Raw genomic sequence first — 22,076 nt, forward strand, 5'->3', positions numbered from 1 at the left:
CGCGGTCGTCTTTTTTCGTGTTACGCTGTGATCCAAGCTTCGTTAGCTGGATTTTTACGCCACTCTTGTAATTTCTTCGTTTCAGCTTGTCCAATCATACCTTTTTCTGCTGCAACTTCAGTTAATGCACTGTAATCACTTAAAGAATATGATGCTACGTTCGCTGCTTCTAACTTTTCTTTTCCTGCTTCTAGCTCGTATGTGAAGATTGATACGATCCCTAATACTTCACAGCCAGCTTCGCGAAGTGCTTCTACACATGTAATTGCACTACCGCCAGTTGAAATTAGGTCCTCTACTACTACTACTTTTTGACCTTTTTCAGCTTTTCCTTCGATTTGGTTCCCTTTACCGTGACCTTTTGCTTTACTACGTACGTAGCACATTGGTAAATCCATACGATCGCTTACCCATGCAGCGTGCGCAATACCCGCAGTTGCTGTTCCTGCAATAACTTCTACAGTTGGGAAGTGCTCTTTAATCAACTCTTCTAATCCAGCTGCAATCGCTTGACGTACTTTTGGATAAGATAAAGTTAAACGGTTATCACAATAAATTGGTGATTTCATACCTGAAGACCATGTGAATGGATCGTTCGGTTGTAAAAATACTGCTCCAATTTCTAATAAATGCGATGCGATTTCTTTTTTCATACTGTTACACCTTCCCACTGTTGTTTTACTGTTTTATACGCTTCAAGCGGATTTTCTGCTTTTGTAATACTACGTCCAACTACGATGTAGCTTGAGCCAAGTTCCCTCGCACGTTTCGGTGTTGCTACGCGCACCTGGTCATTTACATCATCGCTTGCAAGACGAATCCCCGGTGTTACTGTTACAAATTCATTTCCGCATACTTCACGTAATTTTGGAACTTCAAGTGTTGAACAAACAACGCCATCAAGTCCACTTTCTTTCGTTAGTTTTGCATAATGAGCAACCGCTTCTTCTAACGTTTTCTCAATGCCAATCTCTTTTTTCATCATAGCTTCCGAAGTGCTTGTTAGTTGTGTAACTGCAATACAAATCGGTCTCTCTTTTCCTTCTTGCTTACCTTCCTCTAATCCCTCAATCGCAGCTTTCATCATACTGCTTCCCCCTGCAGCATGAACATTTACCATATCAACATCTAGACTAGCTAGGCTACGCATAGCGCTTTTTACTGTATTCGGAATATCATGAAGTTTTAAATCTAGAAAAATCTTATGTCCTTTTTCTTTTAAGTACGTAATAATCGCAGGGCCTTCTTTGTAAAATAACTCCATACCAACTTTGACAAATAACTCTTCCCCTTCAAAGTGGCGCAAGAATTGTTCTACATCTTGTTTCCCTGGAAAATCTAATGCAACGATTAACGACTGTGACATGTTTGCTTCCAGCTCCTTCCTTGACATTCCGAAATGTGATCAAATCCTAATTCATCTAGTAATGCTGGTAACTCTTCAATAATTGTCGGACATACGAACGGATCGATAAAGTTCGCTGTACCTACTGCAACTGCGCTTGCGCCAGCATAGAAGAATTCAATTACATCTTCCGCTGTCTCAATACCACCCATTCCGATAATCGGAATGTTTACCGCTTGGCTTACTTCATGTACCATACGAATTGCTACTGGCTTAATCGCAGGACCTGATAATCCACCTGTACGATTTGCTAAAATTGGTTTAGCTGTTTTTAAATCTAGACGCATACCAAGCAATGTATTAATCATCGTTAAACCATCTGCACCTGCATTTTCAATCGCTTTTGCAATTTCCACAATGTTTGCCACGTTCGGTGACAACTTCACGTATACAGGTACTTCAGAAACCTCTTTTACTCGCTTCGTTAAATCAGCAGCAATTTCAGGATTTGTACCAAAGGCGATACCACCTGTTTTTACGTTCGGACAAGAAATATTTAATTCTAGTGCATGGACATTAGGCGCTTTAGAAATTTCCTTCGCAACCGCTACGTAATCCTCAGCTTGTGAGCCTGCAACGTTTGCAATAATTGGAAGGTCAAATTGTTCTAACCATGGTAATTCCGAATTCATTACTTTGTCTAATCCCGGGTTTTGAAGTCCGATTGCATTTAGCATGCCGCCTGGTGTTTCAGCAACACGAGGCGTCGGATTTCCATAACGTGGTTGTTCTGTCGTCGCTTTAATCATGATTGATCCTAATACACTTAAATCGTAAAACTGTGCATATTCACGACCAAACCCAAAGCATCCAGATGCCGGTATAATTGGATTTTTTAATGATAATCCTGGTAATTCAACTTGCAATCTGTTCATAGTACAACCTCCCCGATTGGAAATACTGGTCCGTCGCTACACACCTTCTTGTAAGAATGTCCACTTGGATCTTCTTGTAAGTGGCATACACACGCGAAACAAGCTCCAATACCACAGCCCATACGTTCTTCTAATGAAATATAGGCTTTTTTCTCTTTGTAACGTCCTTCTAATGCACGAAGCATCGCTAACGGACCACATGAATAAAGAATATCAAAGTCAATTCCGTAATTATCAATTACATCTGTGACAAATCCTTTTGTACCGTGTGTACCGTCTACTGTTGCAACGTACGTATCACCAAGTTCTGCAAATTTTTCTTCATAGAAAACTACATCTTTCGTTTGAAAGCCTAAGATGTGAATAACACGTACACCTTTTGCAACGAGGCGCTGTGATAATTCATAAAGTGGTGGTACACCAATTCCCCCGCCTACTAGTAAAGCTGTTTGACCAGCTTCTGCTTCTTCTACAGGAAAACCGTGTCCTAATGGTCCTAGTACATCTACCATTTCACCTTGTTTTCTAGTTGCTAATGTTTTTGTCCCTTGTCCTTCGGCACGATATAGCATTGTAAATTCGTTCTTCTCTTGATCTACATTACAAATACTAATTGGGCGGCGCAGAAGGGGCGCAATGCCCTCTGCTACCTTAATGTGTACAAACTGCCCTGGTTCGTTCATTTGCTGTACTAAAGTTCCTTGAAGCACTAACTCGTAAATGTTTTTTGCGATTTCTTTTTGATTAACGACGATCATATTTTGCTTTTGCATCATGCATGTACCACCTCGTGACGCTTTGTTTGCGTAATTTCTTTCATTGAATGAGCTGAGAATGTCATAGATTCTAATACTCGTAAGATTGCTCTTGTTGTATCAAGTGATGTTAAGCAAGCCACACCATTTTCTACTGATTCACGGCGAATGCGGAAACCATCACGCGCTGGTTGTTTACCTTTTGTTAATGTGTTAATTACAAACTGTGCTTTTCCTTGACGGATAATATCTAGTAAGTTGTAGTCTTCAGAATCAATTTTGTTTACAACTTGTACTGGGATATTTTGCTCTTCTAATGATTGTGCTGTTCCAGCTGTTGCTAATAAGTTATAGCCGATTTCGTGGAAACGTTTTGCAATTTCCATCGCCTCTTCTTTATCTTTATCCGCTACAGTAATGATTACTGATCCGTGCGTTGGGATGTTAATTCCTGAAGCAACTAATCCTTTATATAATGCTTTTTCCAGCGTTAAGTCTTTACCCATTACTTCCCCTGTTGATTTCATTTCAGGTCCTAATGTTGTATCAACTGAACGTAGTTTCGCGAATGAGAATACCGGAGCTTTTACATATACTTCTTTCTCTTCTGGGTGATAGCCCGTTCCGTATCCTTGCTCTACTAGGTCTTGCCCTAAAATAACTTTCGTTGCAACATTCGCCATCGGTACGCCTGTAATTTTACTTAAGAACGGTACTGTACGGCTTGCACGTGGGTTTACTTCAATTACGTACACTTGATCTTTGAATACTACAAACTGGATATTTAGTAATCCAACAATGTTTAATCCTTTTCCAAGTGCAATTGTATGTTCAATGATTTGTTCTTTTAGTTTTTCAGATAAACTTTGTGGTGGATATACTCCAATTGAGTCACCAGAGTGAACTCCAGCGCGTTCAATATGTTCCATAATACCTGGAATGAATACATTCTCACCATCTGAAATTGCATCTACTTCAATTTCTTTACCAACCATGTAACGGTCGATTAATACTGGGTGATCTGCATGAACTTTAACTGCATTTTTCATGTAGTGCAGCAGTTCTTCTTGACGATATACGATTTCCATCGCACGTCCACCTAGTACGTAAGATGGTCTTACTAATACTGGATAACCAATTTCTTCTGCGATTGCTACCGCTTGTTCTACAGTCGTTGCTGTTTTACCAACTGGTTGCGGGATACCAAGTTTTGTTAAAGCAGCTTCAAATTTATCACGATCTTCTGCACGGTCTAAGTCTTCAAGTGATGTTCCTAAGATTTTCACACCGTGAGCCTCTAATTTCGCCGCTAAGTTAATTGCCGTTTGTCCACCGAACTGAACAATAACGCCTTCTGGTTTTTCTAAATCAATGATGTGCATTACATCTTCGATTGTTAATGGTTCAAAGTATAATTTGTCAGAAATACTGAAGTCTGTTGAAACTGTTTCTGGATTGTTATTAACAATGATTGCCTCATATCCAGCTTCTTTAATTGCCCATACAGAGTGAACTGTTGCATAGTCAAACTCAACCCCTTGACCGATACGGATTGGACCAGACCCTAGTACAACAACACTCTTACGATCTGTTATCACCGATTCATTCTCATCACCATATGTGCTGTAGTAGTATGGTGTTGCAGATTCAAACTCTGCCGCACAAGTATCTACCATTTTATAAACAGGAGTTATATTGCTTTCTTTACGCATATCGTAAATTTCACGCTCCGTTTTGTTCCAAGCAGCTGCAATGTAGTGATCACTGAAGCCCATTTCTTTCGCAGCTTGTAGTACTTCCATATTTCCTACATTCGCTTTTACTTCGCGTTCCATATTTACGATGTTTTCAATTTTTTGTAAGAAGAAGAAGTCCATTTCACACCATTCGTTGATTTCTTCTTTCGTTACACCTTGACGAATTGCTTCTGCTACAATAAACAGTCGCTCATCGTCTGCTTTAATAATGCGTTTTTTCATTGTTTCTTTATCAAGTTCTTTTAAGTGGTCTAATTCTAAGTGATAAATGCCAAGCTCTAAAGAACGAACCGCTTTTAATAATGATTGCTCTAAGTTACGTCCGATTGACATAACTTCACCAGTTGCCTTCATTTGTGTACCAAGTGTTCTGTTTGCTGATTCAAACTTATCAAATGGCCAGCGTGGAATTTTTGAAACAACATAGTCTAATGCTGGCTCGAAGCAAGCGTAAGTTTTTTGTGTTACTGGGTTTATGATTTCATCTAATGTTAAGCCGACTGCAATTTTCGCTGCTAATTTTGCAATTGGATATCCAGTCGCTTTAGATGCTAGTGCAGATGAACGACTTACACGTGGGTTTACTTCGATTACATAGTATTGGAAGCTATGTGGATCTAGTGCAAGCTGAACGTTACATCCACCTTCAATTCCTAATGCACGAATAATTCGTAATGAAGTGTTTCGTAACATTTGATATTCACGGTCGCTTAATGTTTGGCTTGGTGCTACTACGATAGAATCACCTGTGTGAACCCCAACTGGATCGATGTTTTCCATGTTACATACTACAATCGCGTTATCATTCGAATCACGCATTACTTCATATTCAATTTCCTTACAACCAGCAATGCTCTTTTCTAATAAACATTGTGTTACTGGACTATGTTTTAATCCACCGGATACGATTTCAATTAGTTCTTCTTCATTACTACAAATTCCGCCACCTGTTCCTCCCATTGTAAATGCTGGGCGAACAATAACTGGATAACCAATTTCTTTTACAAATTCATGTGCTTCTTCCAGCGTATGAATGATCGTACTAGATGGAATTGGTTCATTTAAATCCTGCATTAATGTACGGAATAAATCGCGATCCTCCGCTTGCTCGATAGCTGATAATTTCGTTCCTAAAATTTCAACTCCGCATTCTTCAAGTATGCCTGATTTCGCAAGTTCAACAGCCATATTTAACCCTGTTTGACCACCTAATGTTGGTAAGATTGCATCTGGACGTTCTTTACGAATAATACGGCTTACGAATTCTAATGTTAATGGTTCGATATATACTTTATCTGCTGTTGCAGTATCTGTCATAATTGTTGCTGGGTTAGAGTTAACAAGGATTACTTTGTAACCTTCTTCTCTTAGAGATTGACAAGCTTGTGTACCAGAGTAGTCAAACTCCGCTGCTTGCCCAATTACAATTGGTCCTGATCCGATTACTAAAATTGTGTTAATGTCTAGGCGTTTTGGCATAACTCTTCCCCTTCTTTCTTGAAGTTTTCAATCATTGCTAAGAAATCTTCGAATAAATCATTTGCATCTTCAGGTCCTGCTGAAGCTTCTGGATGGTATTGTACTGTAAATGCTGGGAACTTCTTATGACGAAGACCTTCTACTGTTCCATCATTTAAAGCAACATGTGTAATTTCAAGCTCTGTATTTTCAACTGATTCTTCTTCTACTGCGTAACCATGGTTTTGAGATGTAATTGCTACTTTTCCAGTTGCAAGATTTTTTACTGGATGGTTTAAACCACGGTGACCGAATTTCAACTTACTTGTATTTGCACCAGATGCTAGAGCGAACAATTGATGTCCTAGGCAAATTCCGAATAAAGGAACTTTACCGATAATGTCTTTTAACATTTCAATTGCTTCTGGTACATCTTTTGGATCCCCAGGTCCGTTACTTAACATAATTCCATCTGGGCTAAGGCGTAAAATTTCTTCTGCTGTTGTGTTGTAAGGAACTACAATTACATCACAGTCACGCTTATTTAATTCTCGTAAAATACCATGTTTCATTCCGAAGTCTACAAGTACAACTCGGTGTCCGCGTCCTGGACTTGGGTATGGATCTTTCGTCGATACGCGTTTCACGTGATCTGTAAATACTGTCGCTTTTAATTGGCTCACGATGTATTCTACATCTGCATCCATGTTACAAAGGCGTCCGCGTAATGTACCGTATTGACGAATTTTTCTCGTTAATTTTCTCGTATCAATTCCTGCTAATCCCGGGATGTTTCTTTCTTTTAAGTAATCATTTAACGAAATTTCATTACGGAAGTTTGATGGATGATCACAAATTTCGTTTACGATTAAACCATTTACAGATGGGTGAATCGATTCGAAATCGTCACGGTTAATGCCGTAGTTTCCGATTAATGGGTACGTGAATGTTACGATTTGACCGCAATATGATGGATCAGATAATGTTTCTTGATATCCAGTCATTCCTGTTGTAAATACAACCTCACCTGACTTTTCGATTTCTCCTCCGAAACCTTTTCCAATTAATACTGTTCCATCTTCTAAGATAAGTTGTCTTTTCATACTAATGCACTCTCCTTTTGCCATGCGATCTTACCACCAACGATTGTCATTACCGGCCATCCTTGGCATTTCCAACCTGCGAATGGTGTATTTTTTCCTTTTGATAAGAATGTTGTTGGATCAATCTCTTCTTCTTGTTCTAAATCAATGATTGTAATATCAGCTGTTCTACCTTCTTTCAGGCGACCTGCTTCTAAGCCAAATGTATCAGCTGGCTTTTCTGTTAAATATTGAATTAACTGTTCTAGCGTAATAACTCCTTTTTTCACAAGGTTTGTGTATAGAAGCGGGAATGCTGTTTCAAAACCAGTAATTCCGAATGGTGCTCTTTCAATTCCTTGTGCTTTCTCTTCCGCTGTATGCGGTGCATGGTCAGTTGCGATCATATCGATCGTTCCATCTAATAAACCTTCAATTAATGCTGCATGGTCTTCTTTTCCACGAAGCGGTGGGTTCATTTTAAAATTAGGATCAGCTGATGGGATATCATCTTCACATAACACTAGGTGATGTGGTGTTACTTCTGCTGTTACTTTAATTCCAGCGCGTTTCGCATCACGGATTACACGTACTGAACCTTTCGTACTTACGTGACATACGTGATAGTGACAATCTGCTGCTTCCGCAAGCAATATATCCCTTGCAATATGTACAGATTCACATACTGATGGGATACCGTTTAATCCGTGTTTCTCAGAAAACTTCCCTTCATGTACACAACCTTTATTAATAAGCGTATTCTCTTCACAGTGCGCAACTACTACCATATCTAATTTTGCTGCACGTTTCATAGCCGCTAACATCATGCTCGCATCTTGTACGCCTACGCCGTCATCTGTGAAAGCAAATGCTCCAAGTTCTTTTAATGTTTCGAAATCTGTCATTTCAGAACCAGCTTGACGTACTGTAATTGCTCCGTATGGTAGTACGTTGACATGTGCTTTTTCTTTAATACGATTTTGCAAGTCTTCCATATGTTCTCTGCAATCTGGTACCGGACGTGTATTTGGCATTGCACAAATTGTAGTGAATCCACCTTTTGCCGCTGCTAGTGTACCTGTTTCAATTGTTTCTTTATGTTCACCACCTGGTTCACGAAGATGTACGTGTACATCTACTAATCCAGGTGCGATTAACTTTCCGTTCACATCGATTACTTCAGCATTATCTGCCGTAATATTTTCTGCTACCTTAGCGATTTTACCGTCTTGTACGAGAAGATCTGTTGCTACAATTTTTCCTTCTTCATTCATATAACGACCATTTTTAAACAAGTAATTCATGTTTCATTCCTCCTAATACATTTGGTAAGGCGCGTTTTAGTACAGCCATTCTTACGTAAACTCCATTTTCCATTTGTTTAAATATGCGTGAACGCTCACACTCAACAAGTTCACTTGCAATTTCAACATCACGGTTTACGGGAGCTGGATGCATAATAATGCTTCCTTCTTTCATACGCTTTTCTCTTTCTACTGTTAATCCGTGTTTCTCATGATATTCTTTCATAATGTCTGTTTCATAATGATCATGACGCTCATGTTGTACACGGAGTAACATCATTACATCCACTTCTGGAACAAGTTCATCTAATGGTTTGTATGTTCCAAATGTGTTGTCTTCACCTTTCCACTCTTCTGGACTTGCAAAGTAAATTGTTGCACCAAGCTTCGTTAATGCTTCTGCATTAGAACGTGCTACTCGGCTATGACGAACATCTCCTACTATTGCAATCTTCAAACCTTCAAATCTTCCAAACTCTTGTTTAATTGTAAGAAGGTCGAGTAGGCACTGCGTTGGGTGGTTTCCACATCCATCTCCAGCGTTTAAGATCGGGATATTCACCTGATCTTTTAGTTCATCGAAGTAGCGATCTTGCTCATGGCGGATGACCACTGCTTTTGTTCCGATTGATTCTAGTGTTCTTATCGTATCGTATAAAGTTTCTCCTTTTTGTACGCTAGATGCATCAGCTGAAAAGTTTAAAACATCTAGTCCTAATCTCTTCTCAGCAACTTCAAAGCTAAATCTCGTTCTCGTACTATTCTCAAAGAACAAGTTTGCAACAAAAGTTTGCTCTGTCGTTTTGCTCTCTTTTCCATTCGCAAAATCTTCTGCGTCTTTTAGGATTTCTGAAATTTCTACTTCCGATAATTCACTCATCGTTAACAAATGGCTCATCGTCATCCCTCATCTTTCTGATTTTTATGTTACCACTTTTGTATTTTTATAACAACCTTTGCATAAAAATACCCTAGTCATGTAAGACTAGGGTGCAAGGAAGAAGCCACCCTTTTCCGTCTCACAGGACTGAATTAAAAGGTTATTTTTATGAAGCAATCTGCTTAGATTGTTTTGTATGTTTTTCTTGTTTTGATTCTGGTAGTAGTAGATTTAACAGTACACCTACAATTGCTGCAAGCGCCATTCCTTCGACTTGGAATGAATCCCCTACGTGAAGTACCGCTCCACCAATACCGATTACTAGTATTATTGATGCAATCATTAAGTTTCGTTTGTCACTTAAATCTGTTTTATCATCTACCATCATGCGTAATCCGCTTGATGCGATTACACCGAATAGTAAGATTGATACCCCGCCCATAACTGGTGTTGGGATCGAATGAATCAGTGCAGAAATCTTACCGATAAATCCGAACATGATTGCGAATACTGCTGAACCGATGAATAAGTATACACTGTATGCTCTCGTAATTGCTAGCACACCGATGTTTTCACCATACGTTGTATTCGGTGGCCCACCGATTAGTGATGCAATTAATGTTGCTACTCCGTCACCGAAGATCGAACGGTGTAAACCTGGTTTTTCAATTAAATCTCTTTTAATAACATTTCCAAGTACAATTTGATGTCCGATATGTTCTGATATTGTTACTAGTGCAACTGGTACCATCAAGAGTACAATCTTCCATGAAAACTCTGGTGTATATGTTACAAATGGTACTGTGAAATCTGGTACAACAAACCATTTTGCCTCAGCTACCGGCTTTAAGTCTACTAGCCCTTGGAAGTAAGCGAAGATATATCCGCCGATAATGCCAAGTAACACTGGTATGATACTGAAAAATCCTCTTCCGAATATCGAGCAAATGATTGTAATTGCTAATGTTACTAATGCTACTGAAAAATGTGTAAAGCTGTATTTGCCATCCGCACCGTTCATCGCCATGTTAACTGCTGTATGTGCTAAAGCTAGACCGATTACCATTACTACTGGACCAACTACGATTGGTGGTAGTAGTTTCATAATCCACTCTGATCCTGATTTCTTAATTCCGAGTGAGATTAAGATGTACACAAGCCCTGCTAGCAAACCACCAAGCATTGCTGCTCCCGGCCCACCTGCCGTTTTCGCTGTTATAATCGGTGCGATAAAGGCGAATGATGATCCTAAATATGCTGGTACTTGACCTTTCGTTATAAGAAGAAACGCTAGCGTTCCTAATCCACTTGATATTAATGCTACTGATGGATTCAATCCTGTTAAAAACGGAACAAGCACTGTTGATCCAAACATCGCGAACAAATGTTGTATACTTAAAAATAACCATTTTCCCGGTTTCGGTACTTCATTAACGTCTAACACTGGCTTTTGTTCCATTGTTACATCCTCCTTCAGTTTAAATCTTTGCAATAAAAAAACTCTTTGTGCCTGTGCACAAAGAGTCCTATACTTTCGTATGCCAAATTTGACATATGAAAGCCAAGACCCTTTGGCAGCCTCACAGGACTACATTTAAAAGGGCTTTACTTATCGTATATGCTTACTCGATCTTGTTGATCTGTCTCTTGCAAATCAACTTCGATACGCTCTTCACTTGATGTTGGAATGTTCTTTCCTACATAATCAGCGCGAATTGGTAATTCACGATGACCTCTATCAACAAGAACCGCCAATTGAATTTGAGATGGTCTACCTAAATCCATAAGAGCATCCATTGCTGCTCGAACTGTTCTTCCTGTATATAATACGTCATCAACGAGGATAACTTTTTTCTTCGTAATATCTACAGGGATATCAGAACCTTTTACAAGTGGTTCTTTATTTTTGGATTGTAGTGTTAAATCATCACGATATAACGTAATGTCTAACTCTCCAACTTCCATTTCTTTTCCTTCAATTTGACCAATTCGTTCTGCCAAACGTTGTGCAATAAAAATTCCACGAGTTTTAATTCCGACAAGAACACAATTATCGACACCTTTATTTCGTTCCACGATTTCATGACTAATTCGTGTTAAAGCGCGGCGAATCATTTGGTCATCTAAAACGACAGCTTTCTCTTGCATGCTCTACACCTCCAAGCTTTTTTTCTTGCGTGAGAGTAATGGTATAAAAAAAGTCCTCTCAGCGTGTGCGAGAGGACTTTTGAAAAAAGGGTACAACATACCCTAAGTATTTCAAACCGTTACCTTCTCAACCTCACGGGGCTGTGTTAAAGGATCATTATTTAACTGTTGTCAGTATCTCAGTTTTCTTATGATTTGTCAATACTATTTTCGTAAAATATTTAATGCGTCTTCAAACACTTCTGGAATCGGTGCCTCAAACTGAATATATTCACCAGTACGAGGATGATCAAAGCCTAAAATACCCGCATGAAGTGCTTGTCCATTCATATCTAATGTTTTCTTCGGACCATACTTCGGATCTCCTGCAAGTGGATAGCCAATATATTTCATATGAACACGAATTTGGTGCGTACGTCCCGTTTCTAAGCGACATTCTACAAGTGTAAAGTCTTTAAAACGTTCTAACACTTGGAAGTGCGTAACAGCGTTCTTACCATTTTCATCAACTGTCATACTTTGACGCTCTTTCTTATCACGACCAATTGGTGCATCGATAGTTCCCTTATCATGCGGAATCACACCGTGTACAATCGCTTTGTAACGTCTCGTTACTGTTTTGGCTACAAGCTGATTTACAAGCGATTCATGTGCCATATCATTTTTAGCAACCATTAATAGTCCAGATGTATCTTTATCAATACGATGCACGATACCTGGACGCATTACACCGTTAATGCCTGATAAGTCTGTACAATGGTGCATAAGGCCGTTTACAAGTGTACCACTTGTATGCCCTGGTGCTGGATGTACAACCATGCCACGTGGCTTATTTACAACAAGCACATCTGCATCTTCATAATAAATTTCTAAATTTAAATCCTCTGGTTGAATATCTAGCGCTTCTGGCTCAGGAATCGTTACTGTAATTTCATCTTCTTCTTTTACTTTATAATTCACTTTTACTGCTTTCCCGTTCACTGTCACAACATCATCTTTAATCCATTGCTGTACTTGTGAACGTGACCATTCGTTATTTATCCCTGTAACGAATTTATCAATTCGCTCGTTTTTTTGCTCTGCTGCAACTGTTACTTGTACTACTTCACTCATTCAATTACTCCTTCGCTTTCTTGCCTTCTAATAATGTTTGAATAATAATTAATACAACACCAATACATAATGCTGAATCAGCTATATTGAATACTGGATAGTTGTACGAGAAAATATACACGTGAATGAAATCCACTACTTCTTGTCTAAATACACGATCAATAAAGTTACCAATTGCCCCGCCCAAAATTAGACCTAACGAAATACCTAGAAGCTTGTCTGTTTTCGCATACTTTTTCATATAAAATACGATAAACACTACAAAAACAACTGTAATAATGTAGAAGAACCACATTTTATTTTCTAAAATACCCCAAGCAGCGCCTCTATTTCGATGTGATGTTATGTATAATACATTGTCGATAATCGGAATACTCGTACCCAATTCCATGTTCTTTACAATTAACCACTTCGATATTTGATCGATAGCAATGACAAATAACGCTATTACATAATATATCATTTTCATTTCCCCCACAAAGACAGTGTACCTCAAAATTTTAGCATAGCTGCTACCTTTTCACAATGAACCTTTATAGAAGAATAAAATAAATTAAAAAAAGGTAATATAATATCGTTGTGCGTATTCATACATTTACCTTTTCATAGAAGAATTCATGAATCGTACGAGCAGTCGGCATTGTCTTCATTTGCTTTGTCGAAATTAATCTCCCCGTCTCTTCACAAATACCGTACATGTCTATTTCCATTTTAAATAATGCGCGTTCTACATCCTTTAAATCCTCTTTTATATCATGTAATAGCAATTTTTTCTTTATCTCTTCCTTAATTTCATATCCAAGCTCTTGGCTGAACTCGACATCATATTTGTGCATTACTTCTTTAGCTAGTCTCTCTTGCAACTCTTTTCTCATCAATTGCAATTCTTCTTTTATTTCCATGTAAATTTCATTCACGTGTACATTCCTCCTAGCTGTAATGTACAGTTAGTGTGTCCGAAATTTATTTGCTTACCTCACACACATTTTTCCTTCACAGGAAAGAGTCTGAAAAGTTTTTTTGATATGCCATCAACAAAAAAAACTGACTGCATGAATAGCAGTCAGTTTTTTATTATTTTATATAGTTTTCTTTAACAACTGTTGCACAACGCTCACATAATGTTTCATGTTCAGCATCTTTACCAATTGTTTCTGAAACTACCCAACAACGTTCACATGTTTCACCAGTTGCTTGCGCAACAACAACCGCTGTATGTTCATACTTCGGTGCATCTGCTGGCGCTTCATCCATCATACCACCAAGTTTATACTCAGAAACGATGAATAATTGCTTTAAGTCTTCGCTAATAGACTCTAACATAGCTTTCATTTCTGCAGTTGGATATAGCGTAATGCTTGCATTTAATGACTTACCGATTACTTTTTCATTACGAGCTACTTCTAGTGCTTTTAACACGTCATCACGTAATGTCATAAATGCATCCCATTTTGTTTTTAACGCTTCCGCGTCATCTAATTGTACAGCTTCTGGCATATCAGTTAATTGTACACTTTCTTCTGTTACGCCTGGAATGTATGGCCATACTTCATCAGCTGTATGCGGTAAGATTGGTGTTACAAGTTTTGTTAACGCAACAAGAACATCATATAATACAGTTTGAATTGCACGACGATCTTCGTGATTTGCACCTTCAATGTATAAAATGTCTTTTGCAAAGTCTAAGTAGAATGAACTTAAATCAATTGTACAGAAGTTATGAATTGCATGATACACAGCAGCGAAGTCGTATGTCTCATATGCTTCTTTAACTTTTGTAATTAAGTCATTTAATTTCACTAACATGTAACGATCTACTTCACGAAGTTCAGCTACAGCTACTGCATTTTCACTTGGCTTAAAGTCGTCTAAGTTTCCTAATAAGAAACGGAATGTGTTACGGATTTTACGATACACTTCTGCTACTTGTTTTAAAATATCATCTGAAATACGTACGTCAGATTGATAGTCAACAGAAGATACCCATAAGCGTAAAATGTCTCCGCCTAATTGATCCATAATTTTCTTCGGTACGACGATGTTTCCAATCGACTTACTCATTTTACGTCCTTCACCATCTAATACGAAACCGTGACTTAATACGCCTTTATATGGAGCTTTACCTGTTACAGCAACTGCTGTTGATAATGAAGAGTTAAACCAACCACGATACTGGTCAGATCCTTCTAAATATAAATCAGCTGGACGCTGTAAATCTTCGCGCTCTTCTAATACCGCTTGGTGAGAAGAACCTGAATCGAACCATACATCCATGATGTCTGTTTCTTTACGGAATTCGCCATTTGGGCTACCCGGATGTGTAAATCCTTCTGGTAATAGATCTTTCGCTTCACGCTCGAACCATACGTTAGAACCGTGTTCACGGAATAAATCTGCTACATGGTTAATTGTTTCATCCGTAATAATTGGATCACCATTCTCAGCATAGAATACCGGAATTGGCACACCCCATGCACGCTGACGAGAAATACACCAGTCACCACGGTCACGAACCATATTATGAAGACGAGTTTCTCCCCATGCTGGTACCCATTTCGTTTCCGCTACAGCTTCTATTAATTCTTTACGGAATGCTTCAATAGATGCAAACCACTGTGCTGTCGCACGGAAAATAATTGGTTTTTTCGTTCTCCAATCATGTGGGTATGAATGTGTAATGAATGTTAGTTTCAGTAACGCGCCTACTTCTTCTAATTTTTCTGTAATTGGCTTGTTAGCTTTATCATAGAATAAGCCTTCAAATCCAAGTGCTTCATTTGTTAATACACCTTTATCATCGACTGGGCAAAGTACTTCTAATCCATACTTTTTACCAACAACGAAGTCATCTTCCCCGTGTCCTGGTGCTGTATGAACACAACCTGTACCTGCATCTGTTGTTACGTGATCTCCTAGCATAACTAATGAATCACGATCGTAGAATGGATGTTTTGCAACTGTGTACTCAAGTTCGCTACCTTTTACTGTTTTCACAACTTCAGCATTTTCCCACTCTAACGTTTTTGCAACTGTCTCAAACAGCTCAGAAGCAATGATAAATTTCTCATCATTTACTTTTACAATACTATATTCAAGCTCTGGGTGAACAGAAATACCTAAGTTTGCAGGTAATGTCCAAGGTGTTGTTGTCCAAATGATGTACTTTTCATCACCTTCTAATACATTCTTTCCATCTTTTACAGGGAATGCTACGTAAATAGATGCTGATTTTTTATCTTGATATTCAATTTCAGCTTCTGCTAAAGCAGATTCACTCGTTGGAGACCAGTAAACTGGTTTTTGACCTTTATAGATATAACCTTTTTTCGCCATGTCACCAAACACTTTAATTTGTTGTGCTTCATAAGCTGGCTCTAAAGTAATATATGGATTATCCCAATCTGCACGTACACCTAAACGCTTAAATTGTTCACGTTGACGTTCTACTTGTTCATATGCATACTCTGCACATAACTTACGGAACTCAGCAACTGTCATTTCTTTACGTTTTACGCCTTTATTTGTTAAAGCTTGTTCAATTGGTAAACCGTGCGTATCCCATCCTGGAACATATGGCGCACTAAAACCAGTCATTGATTTATAACGAACAATAAAGTCTTTTAATACTTTATTTAATGCATGTCCCATATGAATGTCACCATTCGCATATGGAGGTCCATCATGCAATACAAATAAAGGACGACCTTTTGTATGTTCTTGTACTTTTTCGTAAATATTCATTTCAGCCCATTTTTCTTGCATTGCAGGCTCACGTTTTGGTAAGTTCCCACGCATTGGGAACTCTGTTTTCGGCATCAGTAATGTATTTTTGTACTCCATGCTCAATTCCTCCTTACATGTATAAAAGAAATACTTAAAAAACGGAATAAAAAAGAGACTTTCTCATCCCAAAAAGGGACGAGAAAGTCTCCCGCGGTACCACCCTAGTAGATCATATACATATGTATAGAATCCTCTTTATATTCTTAACGCGAATACACGCCTACGCTTACTCTATTTATTCAGCGCGGAACTCCAGGGTGATATTCCCACTATCTCCTTATCCTGAGCTTACACCATCCTCAGTTCGCTATATAAGGTTTGAAAAGGTACTTATCCCTATCTTCGTTTTTCTTAATAAATATGTTGTTTAAAATTATATGTAATAATGAGAAAAACGTCAAGCTTACACTGTTTCTTCTTTTTTCAACAGTTCATCTACTTCGTCTTCTAACTCAATTAGTTTATCCCAATCATCGTTGTTTAACATTTCAAGCTGTGTTTCTAATAACATACGGAAACGAGTTCGGAATACTTTCGCTTGTTTCTTTAGCTCTTCAATATCAAAAGCAACTTTTCTTGATTTTACTAATGCTTCGTTAATAATACGATCAGCATTCTTTTCAGCTTCACGCACAATTAATTTCGCTTCTTTTTGCGCATTACGTTTTACTTCTTCCGCTGCTTCTTGCGCAACAACGATAGATTTGTTTAACGTATCTTCAATATTAGAGAAATGATCTAACTTCCCTTCTAACTGCGCAACTTTTTCTTCTAAAGCTTTTTTCTCACGAATGACCAATTCATAATCTTTGATAATTTGATCAAGAAACTCATTTACTTGATCTTCATCATAGCCACGGAATCCGCGACCAAATTCTTTGTTATGAATATCTAATGGTGTTAACGGCACAACGCCACCTCCAAGTAGTTATCTAAATTTCCTCTTTCAATTATATCTTTTCTTCGACAAAATAGGAGGATTTCCTTCTAAAAAACCAATCATTTTAGTATACCATACAAAATTCTCCATTTGTCGCGTTTTGTTCTACCTTCTACAGAAAATAATTTACTTCGGCCATATCCTCTAACAGAAAAAACATCTCCTGGATAACATTCATAAGAAGTTTGCTCCACTGTTTTCCAATTGACTTTTACTAAACCATTTTTTATGAAAGGTTGTACTTTCTGTCTAGATAAATGTAACATTTCAGCTAACATAACATCTAAACGAAGTGAAGAAACCGTTCCAGATTTCTCCCCCCACGTTTCATGTATTTGTAGAATTTGTTCTCCTTGTACTGCTGATAAGGAGACTTTTACTTTTCCTATTGCTTGTAAGTTCATCTCAATGTACGATACGATTTCTTTCGCAACTACAATTTGGGCACGATTTTCTTGCAGCAAAATATCACCACATTTTTCTCTCGTTAAACCAAGAGACATAAATGTACCTAATATTTGCCTATGTTCTAGCGTATAAAACTTGGAAGGATAGTCAATTTCTAATACTTCTACTTGAAATTCTTCTTCATTTAATTCTAGATAGTCTGGATAAATGAGTGCTCTTTTACGCTCTGCATTAGGCGTTGCACCACCAAATTGCACAGCGACATCTCCTTGTCCAATTACCATAGAAACAATTTGTTGCTGTCTTGGATCAAGGAAATCTGTTAATTTCACTTGATGGTACTCCGCTGTTCGCTTCCACTCCAGCACTTTATCTACAAAGACCTCTTCATCAGGCCTAAAATGTTCGTAAATGCTCATGTATTTAACCTCTTACTATAAGAAATAGCTGAACAAACTGAACAAACCACTTTTAGCAAGTTTTAACGCAAAAATCGCAACGAGTGGAGAAATATCAATCATACCAAGCGGCGGAATAAATCTGCGGAATGGTTCTAAATACGGTTCACAAATTCGCGCCAAGAACTCTCCAAAAGATGATTCCTTTGCACCAGGAAACCATGATAGGAGAATGTAAATAATCAGTGCCCACGAGTAAATCTCGATAGCAGAACTTAACACCATTAAAACTGTTGTCATGGCGTATTACCACCTCTTTATATTTGTTTCTTCTTCTTCACCGAATAACTCTGAAATTGCACCAACAATATCAACATTTTCAGGTGTACACATAAATGTTTTCGGTCCTATTTTTTGAATGTCCCCGCCTATAGCGTATACAGTACCACTTAAAAAGTCAACGATACGTACCGCTTGATCAGTAGACATTCTCTGCAAATTAATTACAACAGCTCGTCTACCTTTTAAGTGGTCCGCAATCCCTTGTGCTTCCGAATATGTGCGTGGTTCTAATAAAACAACTTTTGAAGATTGTTTTGCTGTTTCAATACTCACAACATTTTGCTTCGGTTGCGCTTTTGGAAACGTAACATCTTGTTGTTCTGGTGGATCTTGCTGCTTTTTCATGTCTGTTTGCTCCTTTTCATAACCATATTGAGCTGCTTCTTTTTCTTCCGGTGTATCAAAAAAGAAGTATTTTACTTTTGACCAACTCATAATAAGATTCTCCTTCCTTTTACGCTTTTCCTACTAAAATCGTTCCCAAACGAATATATGTAGCCCCTTCTTCAATTGCAATCGTGTAATCGTTGGACATTCCCATTGATAATTCTTTACATGGCGCATGTAATAACTCTAGCTCCTGCACCTTTGTTTGCAACATACGTAATTCCTTAAAACAGCGTCTGATTTCTTCCTCTTCTTCTGTAAATGGAGCCATCGTCATTAGTCCAACCACTTCAATTTTATCGAATTCTTGCAAACTTTGAATAAAAGAAACAACCTCTTCTATTGCTAATCCTTGCTTCGATTCTTCAGATGAGGTTTTCACTTGAATAAAGCATTTCACTTTCTTATCAGCACGTTTCTGAATTTCTTTCGCCAGGGAAAGACGATCTAACGAATGTAAATAATCAATTTCATTAATGATTTCTTTTACTTTTCTCGTTTGTAATGAGCCAATAAAGTGCCAATTAACTTTTGAACCGAAATGCTCATATTTCTGTAAGAAACCTTCATTTCTATTTTCACCTAAATCGATAATTCCAGTTTCAATTACTTCGTTTGTTTTTTCAATCCCTACAGTTTTTGTCACTGCAACAAGTTTAATATCTTGCAACGAACGTCCAGCTCGAACGCAAGATTCTTTAATAGCTTCGTTTACAATTACTAAATTTTCTTGTACTGTCACTTGCTTCCTTCCTCCTTAAAACCTATGAAACTCAACATTCTTCCTGTCTTACCTTGATCACGACGATGAGAGAAAAATAGTTGCTCTTCACAGCTTGTACAAAGAGATGACATTACAATATGCTCTTCTTTTATGCCTGCTTGTACACATAATATACGATTAATTTCTTTTAAATTAATTGCGTACTGCCCGTCAGAAATTTTTTGATGAGGAACAGCACCGTTAATTACTTTCTGTGCTGCTGTTAATACACGATCATCCACAACATAACAACAAGATCCAATCGACGGTCCAATTGCAACATGAATTTCATCACTTGAAATACCTTCTGCATTCCACTTTTGAATCATTTCCTTTGCAATCTCTTGTACAGTGCCTTTCCATCCAGCATGCGCAAGTCCTATCATACCATGTGATGGTGCATAAAAATAGAGCGGAACACAATCCGCGTAACAAGACGTTAACAGAACATCTTCATTACTCGTATAAATGCCATCTGTTTTTGAAATGCCGTCCTCATATGAATAAACGCCACTTCCTTTTTCCTGTTGCCCTACTTTTTCAACATGATGATCATGAACTTGTTCAGAGCAAATCCAGTTTTCTAATGGTTTTTGTAACTTATTTGCTAAAATGCGTCTGTTTTCATGAACGTTCTCCACGATATCATTCACATGTAATCCTAAATTCATCGCATGAAAGGAGCCCGTACTTATCCCACCATCTTTTGTCGTAAATCCAGCAGTAATGTTTCCAAGTTCTTTCCACGCTTGTAAATACAGTATACCGTCCACATATTTAAATGGTTCTCTCATAATAAAGCGGCTCCTTTTAATTAAAATAACAGAAAAAAGCATGGTACTTCCTGTCTATTTTACCATACTTTTATTTTTTCATAATCCTAACAGAAAAAAAAGAGGAATTTGTAATATTCTTTATGAAATTGTCGGTGTTTGTATTGATTCTGTTACAGTATTAACAGGATCTACTCTTACAAGTATGACATCCTCCCCAATTTTCACAATTTCCTTCCAAGGAATTACAATCTCAACATCTTTTCCAAAAATACCTAGCATACGTGTCTGTTTGGAAATAATAACAGAACAAACTTGCCCTGTGTTCATATCAATTTCAATATCTCCAATATTCCCAATCCTTTTTCCATCTGAAATATTTATAACATCCTTCATCTGTAACTCTGAAATTCGTATCACCATTTTTACCCTCTCCCCCTTATATGACGAATTGGAAGCTGTTTCTCATATTTACAGGAAGCCACCTATACGAAACACCATGCTAGTTTCATTATATGAACACTAATCCCCTACTATGAGCACAAACCATATTACATATAAAAAGGTCTCACCATAATTGGTGAGACCTTATCCTTGAATCGTTTTATTCATTTGTTTAATGGCTGACTTCTCTAAACGTGATACTTGCGCTTGGGAAATCCCAATTTCTTCTGCAACTTCCATCTGTGTCTTTCCTTGGAAGAAACGTTTTCTAATAATCATTTTCTCTCGATCATTTAAACGCTTCATTCCTTCTTTCAATGCTAGTTCTTCAACCCACTGCTCGTCCTTTTGTTTTTCATCACTTAACTGATCCATAACAAAGATAGGATCTCCTCCATCATTATAAATCGGTTCAAATAATGAAACTGGATCTTGAATCGCATCTAAAGCAAATACTATCTCTTCATGAGTTACTTCTAGCACTTTTGCAATATCCATTGCTGTTGGTTCTTTTGAATTTTCTGCAATTAACTTCTCTCTTACTTGCAAAGCTTTATACGCAATATCTCGCAATGAGCGCGATACGCGAATCGGATTATTATCACGCAAATATCTGCGTATTTCCCCAATAATCATCGGCACAGCATACGTTGAAAATTTTACATTTTGGCCTAAATCAAAATTATCAATTGATTTCATAAGTCCGATGCAACCAACTTGGAATAAATCGTCAACATATTCTCCTCTGTTATTAAATCTTTGGATGACGCTCAGTACAAGACGTAAGTTTCCATTCACTAATTTTTCTCTTGCGCTTATCTCTCCACTTTGCATTTCACGAAATAATTTACGCATCTCTTCATTTTTTAATACTGGAAGTTTAGCTGTATCAACACCGCAAATTTCTACTTTGTTTCTCGTCAAAGTGTTCCCTCCTATCGGGAGTTGCTGTACAGTGTAAAGTATTTCCTTTGAAGGGGATTTTATGCATATGGTTTTTTCACTATTTTTCATTTAAATTATCTTTCCTAATACAACTAAATAGAATAAGACCAGCCTAC

Annotated in this window: 22 protein-coding genes and 1 other annotated feature; all 22 genes read right to left on the bottom strand. The window is 37.8% G+C overall.

Annotation, left to right across the window (positions count from 1 at the left end; genetic code table 11):
* Positions 1 to 20 precede the first annotated feature (20 nt).
* The 22 genes from pyrE to sigG all read right to left on the bottom strand — a co-directional run bounded on the left by pyrE (position 21) and on the right by sigG (position 21,939).
* Positions 21 to 653 carry an orotate phosphoribosyltransferase gene (gene pyrE / locus BUA87_RS20035; protein ID WP_000711449.1) on the bottom strand — a complete coding sequence of 211 codons (633 nt, stop codon included), beginning with the start codon at positions 651 to 653 and terminating at the stop codon, positions 21 to 23.
* Positions 650 to 1,366 (bottom strand): orotidine-5'-phosphate decarboxylase, encoded by a 717-nt coding sequence (gene pyrF, locus BUA87_RS20040; protein WP_000083496.1) that lies wholly within the window; start codon positions 1,364 to 1,366, stop codon positions 650 to 652. Before pyrF ends, pyrE begins: the two co-directional genes overlap by 4 nt.
* The gene (gene pyrD / locus BUA87_RS20045) at positions 1,351 to 2,280 is read right to left on the bottom strand and encodes a dihydroorotate oxidase B catalytic subunit (protein ID WP_001081049.1); all 930 of its coding nucleotides are present in this window, start codon (positions 2,278 to 2,280) and stop codon (positions 1,351 to 1,353) included. The genes pyrF and pyrD overlap by 16 nt, the downstream gene beginning before the upstream one ends.
* Entirely contained in the window at positions 2,277 to 3,056 is a 780-nt protein-coding gene (gene pyrK / locus BUA87_RS20050) for a dihydroorotate oxidase B electron transfer subunit (RefSeq protein ID WP_000983359.1), read from the bottom strand. The genes pyrD and pyrK overlap by 4 nt, the downstream gene beginning before the upstream one ends.
* On the bottom strand, positions 3,053 to 6,271 hold the full coding sequence (gene carB, locus BUA87_RS20055) for a carbamoyl-phosphate synthase large subunit (RefSeq protein ID WP_001126128.1): 3,219 nt from the start codon (positions 6,269 to 6,271) through the stop codon (positions 3,053 to 3,055). The genes pyrK and carB overlap by 4 nt, the downstream gene beginning before the upstream one ends.
* On the bottom strand, positions 6,256 to 7,353 hold the full coding sequence (locus BUA87_RS20060) for a carbamoyl phosphate synthase small subunit (RefSeq protein ID WP_000828670.1): 1,098 nt from the start codon (positions 7,351 to 7,353) through the stop codon (positions 6,256 to 6,258). The genes carB and BUA87_RS20060 overlap by 16 nt, the downstream gene beginning before the upstream one ends.
* On the bottom strand, positions 7,350 to 8,636 hold the full coding sequence (gene pyrC / locus BUA87_RS20065; protein ID WP_072940537.1) for a dihydroorotase: 1,287 nt from the start codon (positions 8,634 to 8,636) through the stop codon (positions 7,350 to 7,352). Before pyrC ends, BUA87_RS20060 begins: the two co-directional genes overlap by 4 nt.
* Positions 8,620 to 9,534: an aspartate carbamoyltransferase gene (gene pyrB / locus BUA87_RS20070; protein WP_000018860.1), complete on the bottom strand. Its 915-nt coding sequence runs from the start codon at positions 9,532 to 9,534 to the stop codon at positions 8,620 to 8,622. Before pyrB ends, pyrC begins: the two co-directional genes overlap by 17 nt.
* Positions 9,535 to 9,682: 148 nt before the next feature.
* Positions 9,683 to 10,975 (bottom strand): uracil permease, encoded by a 1,293-nt coding sequence (gene uraA / locus BUA87_RS20075; protein WP_072940540.1) that lies wholly within the window; start codon positions 10,973 to 10,975, stop codon positions 9,683 to 9,685.
* 146 nt (positions 10,976 to 11,121) lie between these two features.
* Positions 11,122 to 11,664 carry a bifunctional pyrimidine operon transcriptional regulator/uracil phosphoribosyltransferase gene (pyrR, locus tag BUA87_RS20080; RefSeq protein WP_001156491.1) on the bottom strand — a complete coding sequence of 181 codons (543 nt, stop codon included), beginning with the start codon at positions 11,662 to 11,664 and terminating at the stop codon, positions 11,122 to 11,124.
* 204 nt (positions 11,665 to 11,868) lie between these two features.
* Positions 11,869 to 12,777 carry an RluA family pseudouridine synthase gene (locus BUA87_RS20085; protein WP_000005832.1) on the bottom strand — a complete coding sequence of 303 codons (909 nt, stop codon included), beginning with the start codon at positions 12,775 to 12,777 and terminating at the stop codon, positions 11,869 to 11,871.
* Positions 12,778 to 12,781: 4 nt separating this feature from the next.
* The gene (gene lspA / locus BUA87_RS20090; protein ID WP_000642180.1) at positions 12,782 to 13,240 is read right to left on the bottom strand and encodes a lipoprotein signal peptidase LspA; all 459 of its coding nucleotides are present in this window, start codon (positions 13,238 to 13,240) and stop codon (positions 12,782 to 12,784) included.
* Between the two features lie 124 nt (positions 13,241 to 13,364).
* Positions 13,365 to 13,694: a TraR/DksA C4-type zinc finger protein gene (locus tag BUA87_RS20095; RefSeq protein WP_001002956.1), complete on the bottom strand. Its 330-nt coding sequence runs from the start codon at positions 13,692 to 13,694 to the stop codon at positions 13,365 to 13,367.
* Between the two features lie 157 nt (positions 13,695 to 13,851).
* A complete protein-coding gene (gene ileS2 / locus BUA87_RS20100) occupies positions 13,852 to 16,617 on the bottom strand; it encodes an isoleucine--tRNA ligase (RefSeq protein WP_072940543.1) in 2,766 nt (921 codons plus the stop codon).
* A 71-nt stretch (positions 16,618 to 16,688) separates the two neighbouring features.
* Positions 16,689 to 16,912, bottom strand: a binding site (T-box leader).
* Positions 16,913 to 16,963: 51 nt separating this feature from the next.
* The gene (divIVA, locus tag BUA87_RS20105; protein WP_001131611.1) at positions 16,964 to 17,470 is read right to left on the bottom strand and encodes a septum site-determining protein DivIVA; all 507 of its coding nucleotides are present in this window, start codon (positions 17,468 to 17,470) and stop codon (positions 16,964 to 16,966) included.
* An 89-nt stretch (positions 17,471 to 17,559) separates the two neighbouring features.
* Positions 17,560 to 18,327: a YlmH family RNA-binding protein gene (locus tag BUA87_RS20110; RefSeq protein WP_000029713.1), complete on the bottom strand. Its 768-nt coding sequence runs from the start codon at positions 18,325 to 18,327 to the stop codon at positions 17,560 to 17,562.
* Between the two features lie 15 nt (positions 18,328 to 18,342).
* Positions 18,343 to 18,606: a YggT family protein gene (locus BUA87_RS20115; protein WP_000214324.1), complete on the bottom strand. Its 264-nt coding sequence runs from the start codon at positions 18,604 to 18,606 to the stop codon at positions 18,343 to 18,345.
* 6 nt (positions 18,607 to 18,612) lie between these two features.
* The gene (locus tag BUA87_RS20120; RefSeq protein WP_000119129.1) at positions 18,613 to 19,083 is read right to left on the bottom strand and encodes a cell division protein SepF; all 471 of its coding nucleotides are present in this window, start codon (positions 19,081 to 19,083) and stop codon (positions 18,613 to 18,615) included.
* A gap of 19 nt (positions 19,084 to 19,102) precedes the next feature.
* A complete protein-coding gene (locus BUA87_RS20125) occupies positions 19,103 to 19,777 on the bottom strand; it encodes a YggS family pyridoxal phosphate-dependent enzyme (RefSeq protein ID WP_000218011.1) in 675 nt (224 codons plus the stop codon).
* On the bottom strand, positions 19,774 to 20,592 hold the full coding sequence (gene pgeF / locus BUA87_RS20130; protein ID WP_001209012.1) for a peptidoglycan editing factor PgeF: 819 nt from the start codon (positions 20,590 to 20,592) through the stop codon (positions 19,774 to 19,776). The genes BUA87_RS20125 and pgeF overlap by 4 nt, the downstream gene beginning before the upstream one ends.
* A 120-nt stretch (positions 20,593 to 20,712) precedes the next feature.
* Entirely contained in the window at positions 20,713 to 20,994 is a 282-nt protein-coding gene (locus tag BUA87_RS20135) for a YlmC/YmxH family sporulation protein (protein ID WP_000236749.1), read from the bottom strand.
* Positions 20,995 to 21,159: 165 nt separating this feature from the next.
* Entirely contained in the window at positions 21,160 to 21,939 is a 780-nt protein-coding gene (gene sigG / locus BUA87_RS20140) for an RNA polymerase sporulation sigma factor SigG (protein ID WP_000197755.1), read from the bottom strand.
* Positions 21,940 to 22,076 lie beyond the last annotated feature (137 nt).

This window comes from Bacillus sp. bc15, assembly GCF_900142585.1.
Lineage (GTDB): Bacteria > Bacillota > Bacilli > Bacillales > Bacillaceae_G > Bacillus_A > Bacillus_A cereus.

What these genes read in the sequence shown, in the direction of transcription:
- carB (WP_001126128.1), bottom strand. Translation starts at nt 6,271, where the DNA reads ATGCCAAAACGCCTAGACATTAACACAATTTTAGTAATCGGATCAGGA.
- pyrD (WP_001081049.1), bottom strand. Translation starts at nt 2,280, where the DNA reads ATGAACAGATTGCAAGTTGAATTACCAGGATTATCATTAAAAAATCCA.
- lspA (WP_000642180.1), bottom strand. Translation starts at nt 13,240, where the DNA reads ATGATATATTATGTAATAGCGTTATTTGTCATTGCTATCGATCAAATA.
- uraA (WP_072940540.1), bottom strand. Translation starts at nt 10,975, where the DNA reads ATGGAACAAAAGCCAGTGTTAGACGTTAATGAAGTACCGAAACCGGGA.
- BUA87_RS20120 (WP_000119129.1), bottom strand. Translation starts at nt 19,083, where the DNA reads ATGAGTTGGTCAAAAGTAAAATACTTCTTTTTTGATACACCGGAAGAA.
- BUA87_RS20115 (WP_000214324.1), bottom strand. Translation starts at nt 18,606, where the DNA reads ATGACAACAGTTTTAATGGTGTTAAGTTCTGCTATCGAGATTTACTCG.
- pyrE (WP_000711449.1), bottom strand. Translation starts at nt 653, where the DNA reads ATGAAAAAAGAAATCGCATCGCATTTATTAGAAATTGGAGCAGTATTT.
- BUA87_RS20060 (WP_000828670.1), bottom strand. Translation starts at nt 7,353, where the DNA reads ATGAAAAGACAACTTATCTTAGAAGATGGAACAGTATTAATTGGAAAA.
- pyrF (WP_000083496.1), bottom strand. Translation starts at nt 1,366, where the DNA reads ATGTCACAGTCGTTAATCGTTGCATTAGATTTTCCAGGGAAACAAGAT.
- BUA87_RS20110 (WP_000029713.1), bottom strand. Translation starts at nt 18,327, where the DNA reads ATGAGCATTTACGAACATTTTAGGCCTGATGAAGAGGTCTTTGTAGAT.
- ileS2 (WP_072940543.1), bottom strand. Translation starts at nt 16,617, where the DNA reads ATGGAGTACAAAAATACATTACTGATGCCGAAAACAGAGTTCCCAATG.
- pgeF (WP_001209012.1), bottom strand. Translation starts at nt 20,592, where the DNA reads ATGAGAGAACCATTTAAATATGTGGACGGTATACTGTATTTACAAGCG.
- BUA87_RS20135 (WP_000236749.1), bottom strand. Translation starts at nt 20,994, where the DNA reads ATGGTGATACGAATTTCAGAGTTACAGATGAAGGATGTTATAAATATT.
- pyrC (WP_072940537.1), bottom strand. Translation starts at nt 8,636, where the DNA reads ATGAATTACTTGTTTAAAAATGGTCGTTATATGAATGAAGAAGGAAAA.
- pyrK (WP_000983359.1), bottom strand. Translation starts at nt 3,056, where the DNA reads ATGATGCAAAAGCAAAATATGATCGTCGTTAATCAAAAAGAAATCGCA.
- pyrR (WP_001156491.1), bottom strand. Translation starts at nt 11,664, where the DNA reads ATGCAAGAGAAAGCTGTCGTTTTAGATGACCAAATGATTCGCCGCGCT.
- pyrB (WP_000018860.1), bottom strand. Translation starts at nt 9,534, where the DNA reads ATGAGCCATTTGTTAACGATGAGTGAATTATCGGAAGTAGAAATTTCA.
- BUA87_RS20085 (WP_000005832.1), bottom strand. Translation starts at nt 12,777, where the DNA reads ATGAGTGAAGTAGTACAAGTAACAGTTGCAGCAGAGCAAAAAAACGAG.